This is a genomic window from Kribbella sancticallisti (genome assembly GCF_039530625.1).
GTDB lineage: Bacteria > Actinomycetota > Actinomycetes > Propionibacteriales > Kribbellaceae > Kribbella > Kribbella sancticallisti.
Genome location: NZ_BAAAOS010000049.1, coordinates 21981 through 35954, shown reverse-complemented (window position 1 = coordinate 35954; position 13974 = coordinate 21981). Strand labels below are relative to the sequence as shown.

At 67.4% G+C, this 13974-nt stretch carries 11 protein-coding genes; 6 read left to right on the top strand and 5 right to left on the bottom strand.

The genetic code is table 11. From position 1 onward, the window contains the following. Positions 1-2 precede the first annotated feature (2 nt). The 4 genes from ABD255_RS31545 to ABD255_RS31530 all read right to left on the bottom strand — a co-directional run bounded on the left by ABD255_RS31545 (position 3) and on the right by ABD255_RS31530 (position 5027). Positions 3-983: an ABC transporter permease gene (locus ABD255_RS31545; RefSeq protein ID WP_344220438.1), complete on the bottom strand. Its 981-nt coding sequence runs from the start codon at positions 981-983 to the stop codon at positions 3-5. Continuing rightward, the gene (locus ABD255_RS31540) at positions 980-2047 is read right to left on the bottom strand and encodes an ABC transporter ATP-binding protein (protein WP_344220437.1); all 1068 of its coding nucleotides are present in this window, start codon (positions 2045-2047) and stop codon (positions 980-982) included. The genes ABD255_RS31545 and ABD255_RS31540 overlap by 4 nt, the downstream gene beginning before the upstream one ends. A gap of 78 nt (positions 2048-2125) precedes the next feature. Then, positions 2126-3805: an ABC transporter substrate-binding protein gene (locus ABD255_RS31535; RefSeq protein WP_344220436.1), complete on the bottom strand. Its 1680-nt coding sequence runs from the start codon at positions 3803-3805 to the stop codon at positions 2126-2128. A gap of 184 nt (positions 3806-3989) precedes the next feature. Further along, the gene (locus ABD255_RS31530; RefSeq protein ID WP_344220435.1) at positions 3990-5027 is read right to left on the bottom strand and encodes a LacI family DNA-binding transcriptional regulator; all 1038 of its coding nucleotides are present in this window, start codon (positions 5025-5027) and stop codon (positions 3990-3992) included. A gap of 299 nt (positions 5028-5326) precedes the next feature. Here ABD255_RS31530 and ABD255_RS31525 point away from each other — a divergent pair, with 299 nt between their 5' ends. Together ABD255_RS31525 and ABD255_RS31520 are read left to right on the top strand one after the other, a co-directional pair. Beyond that, positions 5327-6562, top strand: coding sequence for an ROK family protein (locus tag ABD255_RS31525; RefSeq protein ID WP_344220434.1), 1236 nt, complete (start codon positions 5327-5329; stop codon positions 6560-6562). A gap of 295 nt (positions 6563-6857) precedes the next feature. After that, positions 6858-8201, top strand: coding sequence for a GH1 family beta-glucosidase (locus ABD255_RS31520; protein WP_344220433.1), 1344 nt, complete (start codon positions 6858-6860; stop codon positions 8199-8201). A 163-nt stretch (positions 8202-8364) separates the two neighbouring features. Here ABD255_RS31520 and ABD255_RS31515 read toward each other — a convergent pair whose 3' ends face one another. Then, positions 8365-9645, bottom strand: a complete 1281-nt coding sequence (locus tag ABD255_RS31515) for a ricin-type beta-trefoil lectin domain protein (protein WP_344220432.1) — start codon at positions 9643-9645, stop codon at positions 8365-8367. 254 nt (positions 9646-9899) lie between these two features. On the opposite strand from ABD255_RS31515, the gene ABD255_RS31510 reads away from it, so the two are divergent. From ABD255_RS31510 to ABD255_RS31495, 4 genes are all read left to right on the top strand, one after another. Continuing rightward, complete coding sequence (locus tag ABD255_RS31510) at positions 9900-11795, top strand: ricin-type beta-trefoil lectin domain protein (protein ID WP_344220431.1); 1896 nt, start codon at positions 9900-9902, stop codon at positions 11793-11795. Positions 11796-11933: 138 nt separating this feature from the next. Further along, the gene (locus ABD255_RS31505; protein ID WP_344220430.1) at positions 11934-12755 is read left to right on the top strand and encodes a MerR family transcriptional regulator; all 822 of its coding nucleotides are present in this window, start codon (positions 11934-11936) and stop codon (positions 12753-12755) included. Positions 12756-12761: 6 nt separating this feature from the next. Next, positions 12762-13112, top strand: a complete 351-nt coding sequence (locus tag ABD255_RS31500) for a VOC family protein (protein ID WP_344220429.1) — start codon at positions 12762-12764, stop codon at positions 13110-13112. Positions 13113-13244: 132 nt separating this feature from the next. Further along, positions 13245-13865, top strand: coding sequence for an antibiotic biosynthesis monooxygenase (locus ABD255_RS31495; RefSeq protein ID WP_344220428.1), 621 nt, complete (start codon positions 13245-13247; stop codon positions 13863-13865). Positions 13866-13974: the final 109 nt, after the last annotated feature.

Genomic DNA, 13974 nt, shown 5'->3' with positions numbered 1-13974 from the left:
GGTCAGCCCTCCTTGCGGGTGCGGGGGTCGAGCAGCAGGTACGCCACGTCCGCGATCAGGTTGGCGATCAGCACCGACATGGTGATGACCAGGAACACGCCCTGCATCAACGGGTAGTCCTTGGAACCGACGGCCTGGAAGAGGTTGTAGCCGATGCCCGGGTAGGAGAAGACGATCTCCACCAGCAGGGTGCCGCCGACGATGAAGCCGAGCGACAGGGCGAACCCGGACACGTTCGGCAGCAGCGCGTTGCGGGCGGCGTAGCTGACCATCACCCGGCGCTCGCTCAGGCCCTTGGCGTGCGCGACGGTGATGTAGTCCTCCGACGCGACCGTGACCATCATGTTGCGCATGCTGAGGATCCAGCCGCTCACCGACGAGATCAGGATGGTGACGGCCGGCAGCAGGCTGTGCTGGATCGCGCTGCCGATGAACTCACCGTTCCACGACGGCACCAGGCCGGGCTCGTAACCGCCGGACGACGGGAAGAAGCTGTCCGTCCCGGCCAGCAGGGTGATGGCGAGCAGGCCGAGCCAGAAGTACGGGATCGAGGAGAGGAAGGTGGTGACGGGCAACAACCCGTCCAGCCAGGAGCCGCGGCGCCAGCCGGCCAGTACGCCGAGCGACGTACCGATCATGAAGCTGGCGAACGTGGTGATGCCGACCAGCGCGATGGTCCACGGCAGGCTCTGGCCGAGGATCTCCGACACCGGCGTGGGGAAGAAGGTGAACGACAACCCGAGGTCGCCGCGGAACACCTGGCCCCAGTAGTCGATGTACTGGCTCCACAGGCTCGCGTCCTTGTCCAGGCCGAACAGCACGTAGAGCGAGTTGATCGCCTCGGTGCTCATCTGGCCTTGGAACTTGTTGATCAGCGAGGTGACCGGGTCGCCGGGGATCATCCGCGGGATGAAGAAGTTGATCGTGATCGCGGCCCAGGCGGTGAACAGGTAGAACGCGATCCGCTGCAGCAGGAACTTCACTTCGCGGCTCCTTCCTCGTAGAGCCAGCACGCGGCCCAGTGGTCGCCCTCACCGGAGATGACCGGCAGTTCGAAGCGGGGCGGCAGTTCGGTCGAGCACTTCGGCATCGCGTGGACGCAGCGCGGGTGGAAGCGGCAGCCGGTCGGCGGGGCGATCAGGCTCGGCGGCTCACCCCCGGCCTCGTCCTCGGGAGCGTGCTTGGCGTCGCCGACCCGGTCCAGCCGGTCCGGATCAGGCGCGCTTTCGATCAGCAGCCGGGTGTACGGGTGGGCGGGGTTCTGGGTGACGGTCTCGGAGTCGCCGCCTTCGACCATCCGGCCGGCGTACATCACCAGGGTCTCGTCGGCGAAGTAGCGCGCGGACGCGATGTCGTGGGTGATGTAGAGGATGGCCAGGTTGAGCCGCTCCTTCAGGTCCCGCAGCAGGTTCAGTACGCCGAGCCGGATCGACACGTCCAGCATCGATACCGGCTCGTCGGCCAGCAGAGCTTCGGGGTCGGCACCGAGCGCGCGGGCGATCGACACCCGCTGGCGCTGACCACCGGACAGTTCGTGCGGGAACTTGTCCAGGTAGCGCTCGGGCGGAGTCAGTTGCACGCGGTTCAGCAGGTCCTCGAGGTTCTTCTCCAGCTCGGCGGAACCCTTGCCCGCGCGGCCGTGGATCTTCAGCGACCGGGTCAGGTGGTACCGCACGGTGTGGACCGGGTTCAGCGAGGCGAACGGGTCCTGGAAGATCATCTGCACCTGGCGGCAGTAGGCGCGGAACTTGCGGCCGCCGTGCACCGTGACCGACTGGCCGTGCAGCCGGATGTCGCCGTCGGTGCGCGAGTACAACTGCGCCATCAGCCGGGCGACGGTGGACTTGCCCGAGCCGGATTCGCCGACGAGCGCGGTGACCCGGCCCCGGCGAAGCGTCAGCTGGATGTCGTCCACCGCGTGGACTGCTTTGCGCTCCTTGGAGAACAGGTCGCGCAGGCCCCGTCGTACGGGGAAGTGTTTGGTGAGGCCCTCGGCCTCGAGGACCACGTCGCCCGTGGTCGCCGGTTGTGTCTCGGTCGCCGTCATGACGTCTCGAACTCCTAGCTTGATCGCGGCACCGCGGCCGGGACCCCCAGGTGGTGGGATCCCGGCCGCGGTCTGTCCTTACGCTCCCGCGGGCTTCAGGGCGAGGACGATCTGGAGTGCGTTCTGCTGCGTCGGCTGGGCCGGAGCGTACTGGTTCTGCTCGTCCGGCCAGCCTTCCCAGTTCTTGGTGCTGTAGAGACCGCCGACGTTGGACGCCGAGGTCGGGATGACCGGCATCTGCTCGACCATGATCTTCTGCAGCGTGTTCAGCGCGGCGGTGCGGGCCGAGTCCTCGGTGGCGTTGGCGTACTCGTCCAGCGCCTTGGTCGCCTCAGGGGAGTTGAAGCGGCCGTAGTTGCCGCTCACGCCGCCCTTGCCGACCGGCTTGAGGATCTTGCCGTCCATGATGTTCTGGTAGATGTCGTACGGCGTCGCGCCGCCGTTGGTCCAGTGCATGCCGGCGTCGAAGTTGCCCTCGTCGAACGCCTTGAACCACGCGTCCTGGTTGGCCTTGTCGACGGTCGCCTTGATCCCGATCGTGGACAGGTTGTCCTTGATGATCTCGAGGTCGGTGATGTAGTCGGACCAGCCGGCCGGGTCGGTCAGCGTGATCGTGACCGGCTTGCCGGTCGGGTCCTTCAGGACTTCGCCCTCGAGCTTGAAGCCGGCGTCGGCCAACTCCTTCTTGGCGCCTTCCAGGTCGACCGAGTGCTTCTTGTCCTTGAACTCCGGCGCGATGAACGACTCACCGGCCGGGGTCGGGATGCCGGTGACGGACTCGACCTTCGGGTAGAAGTAGCCGGCCTCACCCTGCATGAAGATGTCGTCGCGGTTGATCACCTTGTCCATCGCGCGGCGCAGAGCCGGGTTGTCGAAGGGCTTCTTGGTGGTGTTGATCCACAGGCCGTGGATGCCCAGGTTCGCCGGGAACCAGAGCTTGTGGTGCTCGGGGTCCTTGTTGACGTAGACGGCCTTGTAGTTCGGGACGAAGACGAAGCTCCACTCCGAGGCGCCGTTGGCCAGCGCGGTGGTCTGCGCGTTGTTGTCGTTGTACGACGTGTACCGCAGTTCCTTGACCTTCGGCAGGTCCTGCCAGTACGAGTCGCGGACCTCCAGCGTGGTGGTCTGCGGGGTGAACGACTTCAGCTTGTACGGGCCGGTGCCGATCGGGTCCTTCAAGGTGTCCTGGGTCGGGTCCTTCAGCGTGGACCACTGGGCCTTCGGCACCACGAAGACGGTGAGCACCTTGTTCTGGTTGACGAACTGCGACCGGGTGAAGGTCAGGTCCACCTTGTTGCCGGAGGCGGTGATCGTCCCGTAGGGGATCGCGTCCTGGTTCAGGCCCTCGTGGTCCTTGCGCAACTGGAACGAGTACGCCACGTCGTCGGCCGTCATCGGCGAGCCGTCGGAGAACTTGACGCCTTCCTTGATGGTCAGCGACAGCTTGGTGAAGTTGTCGGCCCACTTCCACTCGGTGGCCAGCCACGGCTTGCCGGGCTCGGACGGCTTGATGCCGTTGATCATCACCAGTGGTTCGTAGATCATCCAGCGATAACCCAGTGAGGCACCCGACGACGAGCCGAGGAACGGGTTGTGGTTCTCCGTCTGCGGGCCGTTCGGCATGCCGACGTTCAGCACCGTGGCGGTGCTGACGGCGCCAGCCGTGTCCTTGGTTTCGTCCCCGTTACTACAGGCAGCCATCAGGGCTGCCGCGAGCACGCCCGTGAGGGCTAGCGCGACTGAGCGTCGAGCTCGCATCGTTCCTCCTGTGTTTCGTCCAACTGGTTGGCGGATGACAGTGGGATGACTGTCGGGTGGAGCCTGGGGGGCCTTCGCATCGTGCCGTGAAAGCGCTCTCATGGGAATATCGGCGGCGCTAACAGATCGGTATCGGTGTAGTTCCCGGCGGCGAGGCATGGGCAGATACCCCGCCGCCGGAGCCTTAGTGGGGCGGGCTGTGAGGCGGGGCTGGGCGGCGGGTCACGGGGGCGGTTGAGCTGCGGACGATCAGCGTCGTCGGCAGCACTTTGGGCTCCTCGGGCAGCGGCTGGCCGCCGAAGTAGCCCATCAGCATCCGGGCCGCGGCCTGGCCCATCTGGCGCATCGGCTGGTGCACGGTGGTCAACGGCGGCTCGGTGTGCTGGGCGTAGGGGATGTCGTCGAACCCGACCACCGACACGTCGTTCGGCACGTTCCGGCCGGTCTCCCGGACGGCCTGGATGGCGCCGCCGGCGGACAGGTCGTTGTGCGCGAAGATCGCGTCGAAGGGCAGGCCCGCGTCCAGGGCGTACTGGACGCCCTTGCGGCCGCTTTCGTGGGTGAAGTCGCCTTCGAAGACGAGCCGTGGGTCCAGCTCGACGCCGGCCGCCGCATAGGTGTCGCGGAAACCTTCCAGGCGTTCCTGGGTGCAGCCGAACCAGTCCACGCCGGTGATCACCAGCGGCCGGTGCCGGCCGAGCTCCAGCAGGTGCTGGGCCGCGGCCGCGCCGCCGGCGCGGTTGGTGGTGGCGACGGACGGGAAGACGGGCTGCTTGGCCCGGTCGTCGATCAGGACGACCGGCAGGCCGCGGGAGTGCAGTTGTTCGATGTAGGCGAGCGTGCCTTCCGGCTCGATCACCAGCAGGCCGTCGAAGGACTGGGCCGACACCTGGGAGGCGAACTGCTGCATGGATTCCTCACCCCGGTTGCAGGTGAACAGCAGCAGGCCGTAGCCCTCGGACTCGACCACGTCCACGGCGCCCTGCAGCACCTCGCCCATCCAGGGCCAGGTGAGCGAGGGGACCAGCATGCCGACGATCCGGGTCCGGCCGCGGGCCAGGCCGACGGCCCGGGCGCTGGGCACGTAGCCGAGCTCGGCGATCACCTGGCGGACCCGCTCGGCGGTACGCATGTCGAGCTCGCCCTTGCCGTTCAGGACTCGCGACACGGTGGTCTTGCTGACCCCGGCGCGGGCGGCGACGTCGGCGATGGTGATCGACACTTCTTCAGCTCCCCTCGGGCGGTTGGGGGTTCGATCTTCGTGGTGCCGACTCGTGAACGGAATGTTCGGAACCGGTTTCGGAAGCGGTTCCGTAGAGTGAAGCGGAGTGAGTCAGCTCACGTCAATCACGAGTCGATAACGAAACAGGCCTAAGTTCACGATTTGTAAGAAGTGCGCCGCGCTTGAACGTTTCACCTCTTCCCGGGTGCTGCTGGTGCATGATGGAGTTCGGGTTGAGGGATCGATTTCAGCGGCCGGCGGTACTACGCGCGGCACTTCTCGAGGGCGGATCAGAAACGATGGACGGACGTCGGACCACTGTGCGCGACATGCGGCGGTCCAACCGCTCCGTGCTCCTCACCAACATCTACCGGCAGGGCCCACTGAGCCGCTACGAACTGGGCCACCAGACGTCGCTGAGCGCTGCGAGCGTGAGCAATCTGGTCGGTGAACTGCTGGACGAGGGTGTCGTCGAGGAGGCCGGGTCGGTCGAGTCCGACGGCGGCCGGCCGCGGGTGCTGCTGCGGGTGGCGCCGACCTTCGGCTACGTCGTCGGTGCCGAGGTCGGCGAGACCCGGGTCCGGGTCGAACTCTTCGATCTGGCGATGAATGTTCTGTCCACCGTTGTCTACCCGATCGAGACCCCGAAGCCTGCGCCTGAGTTGGTGGTGAAGCACGTGCTGCAGGGGCTTGCCGAGGTGATCGCCGAAGCCGGCGTCTCCACGGAGCAGGTGCTCGGTCTGGGAGTCGCTGTCGCCGGTGTGGTCGAGGGGCCCGCGGACGCCGTAGTACATGCTCAGACGCTTGGTTGGGATGCTGTTCCGTTGGGCGCGATGCTGGCGGCGCGGACGGATATTCCGATCCAGGTGGACAACGGTGCCAACACTCTTGGTCAGGCGGAGATGTGGTTCGGCGCCGGCCGTGGAGCGACCGATGCCGTGGTGGCGCTGGTCGGCTCCGGCGTCGGTGCCGCACTCGTCACCGGAGGCTCCAGTTACCGCGGCACTCGGAGCAGCGCGGGGGAGTGGGGCCACACCACGATCATGTACGGCGGTCGTCAGTGCAGGTGTGGAGCCATGGGATGCCTCGAGGCGTACGTCGGCGCCGAGGGCGTGCTTGAGCGGTTCCAACTGGCCAACGACGGTGATCCCGCGCGGGGCGGTGACGAGGAAGCCGCCTTCACCGGCTTGCTCGACTCGGTCGGTACGTCGGAGGTCGCGGCGAAGGTGGTCGAGGACACGATCGGGTACCTCGGCGCCGGATTCGCGAACCTGGTCAACCTCTTCAACCCCGAGCGGATCGTCCTCGGCGGTTGGTCCGGCCTGCTCCTGGGTGAGCGCTACCTGCCGGAACTCCGCGAGGCCACCGCCCGCCACGCCCTCCGCCAGCCCTACGCCCAGGTCTCCATCGTCCGCTGCGAACTAGGCCGAGACGCAGTAGCCATGGGCGCCGCCACCCTCCCCGTACTACGCCTCCTCCGCGACGGCGGCACCCCCCAACGCACCACCCCCCGCCCCGCCGCCCGCGCCCGCTAACCCACCCCCGCTTTCCTGCGCTCGGGTAGCCCCTTCCGGTTCCTGTGCGTTTCCCGCGCGCTTTGCACGCCCAAAAGCAACCCCCAAGGCCGTTTGGGGAGGATTTCACCCCTCAGCGGGCGTGAAATCCACCCCAAACCGTCAGGATCACCCAACCCGGCCGGAGAACCTCCCGGGGTGAGGGGTGCGGGAGGTTGCTCGCCGGGAGTGGGGTACGGCTGGCGTTTCGCTAGGTCGAGTTCATTACTTCAACTATCCTTTGAAAAAACCCGCTCCTACCCCCTGGGGGTCACCGATGGTCGAGCTTTCCCCGCTGCGGCGCGACTTCGTCTGGGGTACCGCCACCTCGGCGTACCAGATCGAAGGCGCGATCGATGCCGACGGCCGGTTGCCGTCGATCTGGGACACCTTCTGCCGGGTGCCCGGCGCGATCGACAACGGCGACACCGGTGACGTCGCGTGCGACTCGTACCACCGCTGGCCGGAGGATCTCGACCTGATCAAACAACTCGGCGTCGACGCGTACCGGTTCTCGATCGCCTGGCCGCGGGTGATCCCGACCGGCTCCGGCGCGGTGAACCAGCCCGGCCTGGCGTACTACGACCGGCTGGTCGACGACTTGCTTGCTGAGGGCATCAAACCCTTCGTCACCCTGTACCACTGGGACCTGCCGCAGGCGCTGCAGGACCTGGGCGGCTGGGAGAACCGCGACACGGCGTACCGGTTCGCGGAGTACGCGAGTGTCGTCGGGGCCAAGCTCGGCGACCGGGTCCGCGACTGGGTGACGTTGAACGAGCCGCTGTGCTCCGCGTGGATCGGCCACTGGGAAGGCCGGATGGCTCCCGGCATCAAGGACCCGGAGATCGCGGTGCGGGCGTCGTACAACCTGATGCTCGCGCACGGCCTCGGCGTCGCCGCGCTGCGCGAGTCGGCGCCCGAGCCGCCGTCGATCGGTCTGGTCGTCAACCTCAGTCCGTGCGAGCCGGCCGGCGACAGCGCCGCCGACATCCGCGCCTCGCGGATCGCCGACGGGCACATCAATCGCTGGTGGCTCGACCCGCTGTTCGGCCGCGGCTTCCCGGCCGACATGACCGAGGTGTACGGCGTGGACCTCCCCGAGCAGCCGGGGGATGCCGAGATCATCGCCGCGCCGACCGATTTCGTCGGCCTGAACTACTACTTCCGCCAGATCATCAAGGCCGACGATTCCGTTCCGGTGCTGGGTTTCCGCCAGGTCGAGGGCCCGAACGCCGAGCGCACGATGCTGGACTGGGAGGTCCACCCGGCTGGTTTGGAGGAGCTGATCCTGCGGCTGGCGAAGGAGTACGGCGCCGAGAAGATCTACATCACCGAGAACGGCTCGGCCTGGGTCGACAGCCCGGACGCGTCCTTCACCGTCGACGACACCGACCGAACCGCTTATCTGGAAGGGCATCTGGCCGCCTGCGTCCGCGCGGTCGAGCAAGGCGCACCGCTCGCCGGGTACTTCGCCTGGTCCCTGCTGGACAACTTCGAATGGGCCTACGGCTACGCCCCGCGCTTCGGTCTCGCGTACGTCGACTACCCCACCGGCACCCGCGTGATGAAGACCAGCGGCAAGACCTACGCGAAGCTCATCGCCTCCCACCGCGGCCTCTGAGGGGTTACCCCCTCAAACGCAGGGTTGCCCCATCAGAATCTGATGGGGCAACCAAGCCTTTCGGGGGTTAACCCCCGAAAGGCGGGGCGGAAGGCGAAGCTCATCGCCTCCCACCGCGCCCTCTGAGGGGTTAACCCCCGAAAGGCGGGGCGGAGGTGCGGGGTTACAGGGTCCACTTCTGGGCGGCCGAGCCGTTGCAGGTCCAGATCTGCAGGCGGTTGCCGTTCGTGGCGTTGGCGGACGGGATGTCCATGCACTTGTTCGACTGTGGATTCACCAGGTCACGTGCGCCGGTGTAGGTCCATTGCTGGGCGGGATTGCCGCTACAAGTCGCTATCTGCAGCTTGGTGCCGTCGGCAGTCCCACCGCCCGCCACGTCCAGGCACTTGCCGAGGGCACGGATCGTGCCGTCGCCCGGTCGCGTCCACTGCTGGGCCGTGGTTCCGTTGCAGTCGTACAGCTGGACCGGCGTACCGTCGGCAGGGTTCGCGCCGGCGACGTCGACGCATTTGCCCAGCGCCGTGATCTGGCCGCCGCCTCCGCCGCCGGAGGTGAGGCTCGAGACCCGCACCCAGTCCACGGTCATCGTCTGCGGCATCACGGTGCTGCCGTCCGGGTAGCCCGGCCAGTAGCCGCCGACGGCCACGTTCATGATCATGAAGAACGGGTGGTCGAACACCCACGGGTCGCCGCCGAGGTCGGCCGGGGTCTTGCGGGCGAACTGGATGCCGTCGACGTACCAGGTGACGACGTTGGGCTCCCAGTCGACGGTGAAGGTGTGGAAGCCGTCGGCGAACTGCTGCCCGTTCGGCAGCGTGTAGCGGGAACTGACCGCCTCGCCGGCTGAGTAGCCCGGGCCGTGCAGGGTGCCGTAGGAGTTGCTCGGCTCCTTGCCGATGTTCTCCATGATGTCGATCTCGCCGTTGCCCGGCCAGCCGTTGTTGCCGGTGCCGAGCATCCAGAACGCCGGCCACAGGCCCTGCGTACGGGGCAGCTTCATCCGGGCCTCGAACCGGCCGTAGGTCCGGGTGAAGGTCGAGGCGGTGAGGAGCCGGGCAGAGGTGTACTCGCACGGGCCGTAGTGGCAGTTGTAGCCGCCCTCGCGCCGGGCGGTGATCACCAGGTTGCCATTGCCGTCGTGGGCGGAGTTGCGGGTGCTGTTGGTGTAGTACTGCCGTTCGTTGTTGCCCCAGCCGGAGCCGCCGATGTCGTAGCGCCACTTGCTGTTGTCGGGCGCTGTGCCGGCTGGCGCGTTGAACTCGTCGGACCAGACGACCGGGCCGACAGCCGCCGCCGCGTACGACGACGTCGCCGCGGCGGGACCGGTGGCGGCGGCCGACGCGGTACTGGTGGTGGCGGGGGACTGGAGGAGTGCGGTGCCGAGCACTGCCGCACCTGCGGCGGCCAGGGCTGCGGACCGGAACCGGGTACGCGGGAACCTCATGCGTGCCTCATTTCTCGCGTGGGGGCGGGGGCGGGCGAGACAGGAATCGCTGAGGGGCAGCCTGCTGTGAGAACGCTTTCACGTCAAGACCAGACATAAATATAAGTCGTGAAAAAAGTGTTTTCCCGGCGTTGACACCGGCATTCACCGGTGGTTACCTCATGCTGACCACCTGTTGCGGCGCGGGCAGACGCCGACACCCCGGGGGTCCCATCCGCCCCGTGAAAGCCCTTGAGCAAAAGGGAGACTCCGCCATGTCCTCGAACGGGACCCTCCGTCGCCGCCGACGGCTCTTTCCCGCCCTGGCCGGCCTCGCGGCCCTCTGCGTGACCGCGACCGGGCTGAGCATCGGCAACTCGCAGCCGGCCCACGCCGCCGGTGAGCAGGTCAACGTCTGGCTGACCACCACCAACGACTCCGCCGGCCGCAACGTGACCCGGGGCCTGCAGCAGCAGTCGCCGGTGAACTTCGGCCCGGCCGGGGGCACTGCCAACCAGACCATCAACGTCAACGAGAACACGACGTACCAGACGTTCGAGGGCGGTGGCGCGTCCTTCACCGACAGCGCCGCCTGGCTGCTGAACAGCAGCAACACGATCACCGCGACGACCCGCAACCAGGTGATGAAGGACCTGTTCGACCCGGTCAACGGCATCGGCCTGGCCTTCACCCGCAACCCGATGGGCGCCTCGGACCTGGCCCGGTTCAACTACTCCTACGACGACACCTGCTGCGACCTGAACGACTTCACCATCAACCACGACCTGGCGGACGTGGTCCCGCTGACCAAGCAGGCGCGGCAGTTGAACCCGGCGCTGAAGGTGAAGGGTGCGCCGTGGAGCGCGCCGGCCTGGATGAAGGACAACAACAAGTTCACCAACCGTGGCTGGCTCAAGTGGGAGTACTACCCGATGTACGCCCAGTACTTCGTCAAGTACGTCCAGCAGAACCAGGCCCAGGGCAACAAGATCGACTACGTGTCGGTGCAGAACGAGCCGACCTGCTGCGGCACCGACAACACCGGCTACGCCTCCATGAACTGGAACGGCGCCGGCCTGCTCGAGTTCACCAAGAACCACCTGATCCCGGCGTTCCGGGCGGCCGGGATCACCACCAAGGTGATGATCCTGGACTACAACTGGGGCAACTACGACGACCTCGGCTCGGTCCCGCTGGCCGATGCCGCGCTCCGCAACGACCCGCTGTTCGGTGGGATCGCGTGGCACGGCTACGGCGGTGACGTGAACCTGCAGTCCACGGTGCACAACCAGTACCCGGCCGTGAACCACTACATGACCGAGCACTCGGGTGGCACCTGGATCGCCAACCAGCAGGTCGAGGACATGAACAACCTGATCGACTACACCCGGAACTGGAGCAAGTCCTGGGTCAAGTGGAGCCTCGGCCAGGACCAGAACATGCTTCCGTACGTCGGGGCCGGCTGCAACGTGTGCACCGGGCTCGTCACCATCCAGCGCGGCGGTTCGCGGGCCGGCCAGGTGGACAAGACGGTCGAGTACTACACGATGGGCCACCTGACCAAGTTCGTGAAGCCGGGTGCGGCGCGGATCCAGTCGGACGCGAACAGCGCGGTGAAGAACGTGGCCTGGAAGAACCCCGACGGTTCGAAGGCGCTGATCGCCTTCAATACCACCAGCGGTTCGCAGTCGGTGCGGGTCAACTGGGGCAGCCAGTCCTTCGTCTACACGCTGCCCACCAAGACCTCGGCGACCTTCACCTGGTCCGGCACTCAGAGCGGTGGCGGCGGTGGCACCGGTACTGCGATCACCGGGCTGGCCGGCAAGTGCATCGACGTCGCCGGGGCCAACGCCGCCGACGGCACCGCGGTGAACCTGTACGACTGCAACGGCACCGCGGCGCAGCAGTGGAGCCGTCCGGGTGACGGCACGATCCGGGCGCTCGGCAAGTGCCTCGACGTGGCGTCGGGGTCGACGGCTGACGGGGCGGTGACGCAGTTGTGGACGTGTAACGGGAGCGGGGCTCAGCAGTGGACTTATACGGGTGGGAAGGACCTGGTGAATCCACAGGCGAACAAGTGTCTCGATGTCACGGGCAACAGTTCGGCCAACGGGACTCGGCTGCAGATCTGGTCCTGCACCGGAGCCGCCAACCAGAAGTGGAACGTCTGACCCGACTGACTTGGTGTCCGCACGGGGACGCCAACACGACGACCGCGACCGCGCCCCCGGTCGCGGTCGTCGTGCGTCTGGCTGCGATTCGGAGCGGGGGTTGACCCTCCGGTGACCGGAGGGTGGAAGCTTTGGGACATGACCGCGTCGGTGACCATCGGTGAGTTCTCCCGGCTCACGCATCTGAGCGTGAAAACGCTGCACCACTACCACGAGATCGGGCTGCTCGCGCCGGCCCGGATCGATCCGTCGTCCGGGTATCGGCGGTACGAGACCAGACAGGTGCCGACCGCCCAGTTGATCCGGCGGCTGCGGGAGATGCAGATGCCGCTCGCGCAGGTCCGGGCCGTGGTCGAGGCGCCGGATCTCGAGTCGCGGGACGAGGCGCTGCGGCTCCACCTGGACCAGATGGAGCGCGAACTCGTCCGCACCCGTGACGTCGTCGCCTCGCTGCGCTCGATGCTCACCCTGCCGGTGACGAACCTGCAGGTCGAGTACCGGTTCGTGCCCGCGTTCCGCGCGTACTCCGTGACGGACCGCGTCGACCGGTCCCGGATCGAACAGTGGTGCGGCACCACCTTCGCCCTGCTCGGCGAGATCGCCGCGATCCACGGCATCACGGCCACCCCGGGAGCGACGTACGGGGACGAGTTCTTCACCGAGGACGTCGGGGAGGTGGTCGGGTTCCTTCCGGTCGCGCCCGACCAGCCGGCGATCGAGCGGGTCGGCCTGGTCGACCTGCCCGCCGCGTACTTCGCGGTGGCGGTGCACAACGGGCCGTTCACCGACTTCGACCGCACCTACGGCGCGCTCGGCAGCCACGTCGCCGAGTACTGCGAGGTCGCGCCCGGGCCGATCCGCGAGATCTACGTCGTCGGCCCCGGCGACACCACCGACCCGACCGGGTTCCGGACCGAGATCTGCTGGCCGATCCAGCGGATCCCTGCTACGAAAGGCTGATCCACCATGACCATCTCCCTCGAGGCCGTCACCTTCGACTGCGCGAACGCCACCGAACTGGCCGGCTTCTGGGCCGCCCTGCTCAACCAGCAGGTCGATGCTGACGGCAACCAGTACTTCGCCACCGTGAACAAGACCGGGGACGGCCCGGCGCTGATGTTCATCCAGGTCCCGGAGGAGCGGGCCGGCAAGAACCGGCTGCACCTCGACCTCGCCGCCGCCGACTGGGCGGCCGAGGTGGACCGGATCGTCGGACTGGGCGCCAAGCGCGTCGCCGAGTTCGACGAGTACGGCGTCCACTGGGTCACCCTCGCCGACCCCGAGGGCAACGTCTTCGACCTGGCCGAGACCCGCTAGCCACCTCCCCGGGCGACCACCGGCATCCGGTCATCAGGCCCGCAGGCATTGCCAGCAGGGTCCGGCGGGAGGAATGTGAAAGGCAGCCGGTGGCGCCACCGGGGTGCCACCCCGACTCGAAGGGGGTGGACCGTGTACGCACGTTCCACCACGTTCATGGCCCGGCCGGAGTCCGTCGACGCCGGCATCGCGCAGGTGCGCGACGAGGTGATGCCTGAACTGGACCAGATGGAAGGTTGCATCGGTCTGTCCATGCTGGCGGACCGGATGTCGGGGCGCTGTATCGTCACCAGCGCCTGGCGCTCGGAGGACGCGATGCGCGCCACCGACCAGACGCTGCAACCGATCCGCGAGCGGATCGGGGAGACGATGGGCAGCAGCCCGGAGGTCGAGGAGTGGGAGATCGCCGTCCTGCACCGCGACCACAAGTCGTCCCCGGGCGCCTGCGTCCGGGCGACCTGGCTGCGGGTCGAGCCCTCCGACCTCGACCGCGCGATCGACGTCTACAAGCTGGCGTCGCTGCCGAGGGCTGAGGAGCTCGAGGGCTTCTGCAGCGCCAGCCTGCTGGTCGACCGCAGTTCCGGTCGTGCCGTGTCCTCGGTGACCTACGACAGCATGGAAGCGATGGGAAGGAACCGGGAGGCGGCGGAGCAGATGCGGATGTCCGCCTCCAAAGACGCGGGCGCCGAAGTGATGGACGTCGGCGAGTTCGAGCTCACGCTGGCCCATCTGCGGGTGCCCGAACTGACCTGACCCGAGCGGTACCTCTTCGGACTCGATTTGGGAACGCTCCCACTGAGCTCTTGACAGCCGCTCAACCGGCCTCGATGCTCTTGGGAGCGCTCCCAGACGGAGCGGTCAG

What these genes read in the sequence shown, in the direction of transcription:
- ABD255_RS31540 (WP_344220437.1), bottom strand. Translation starts at nt 2,047, where the DNA reads ATGACGGCGACCGAGACACAACCGGCGACCACGGGCGACGTGGTCCTC.
- ABD255_RS31535 (WP_344220436.1), bottom strand. Translation starts at nt 3,805, where the DNA reads ATGCGAGCTCGACGCTCAGTCGCGCTAGCCCTCACGGGCGTGCTCGCG.
- ABD255_RS31525 (WP_344220434.1), top strand. Translation starts at nt 5,327, where the DNA reads ATGGACGGACGTCGGACCACTGTGCGCGACATGCGGCGGTCCAACCGC.
- ABD255_RS31520 (WP_344220433.1), top strand. Translation starts at nt 6,858, where the DNA reads ATGGTCGAGCTTTCCCCGCTGCGGCGCGACTTCGTCTGGGGTACCGCC.
- ABD255_RS31515 (WP_344220432.1), bottom strand. Translation starts at nt 9,645, where the DNA reads ATGAGGTTCCCGCGTACCCGGTTCCGGTCCGCAGCCCTGGCCGCCGCA.
- ABD255_RS31510 (WP_344220431.1), top strand. Translation starts at nt 9,900, where the DNA reads ATGTCCTCGAACGGGACCCTCCGTCGCCGCCGACGGCTCTTTCCCGCC.
- ABD255_RS31505 (WP_344220430.1), top strand. Translation starts at nt 11,934, where the DNA reads ATGACCGCGTCGGTGACCATCGGTGAGTTCTCCCGGCTCACGCATCTG.
- ABD255_RS31500 (WP_344220429.1), top strand. Translation starts at nt 12,762, where the DNA reads ATGACCATCTCCCTCGAGGCCGTCACCTTCGACTGCGCGAACGCCACC.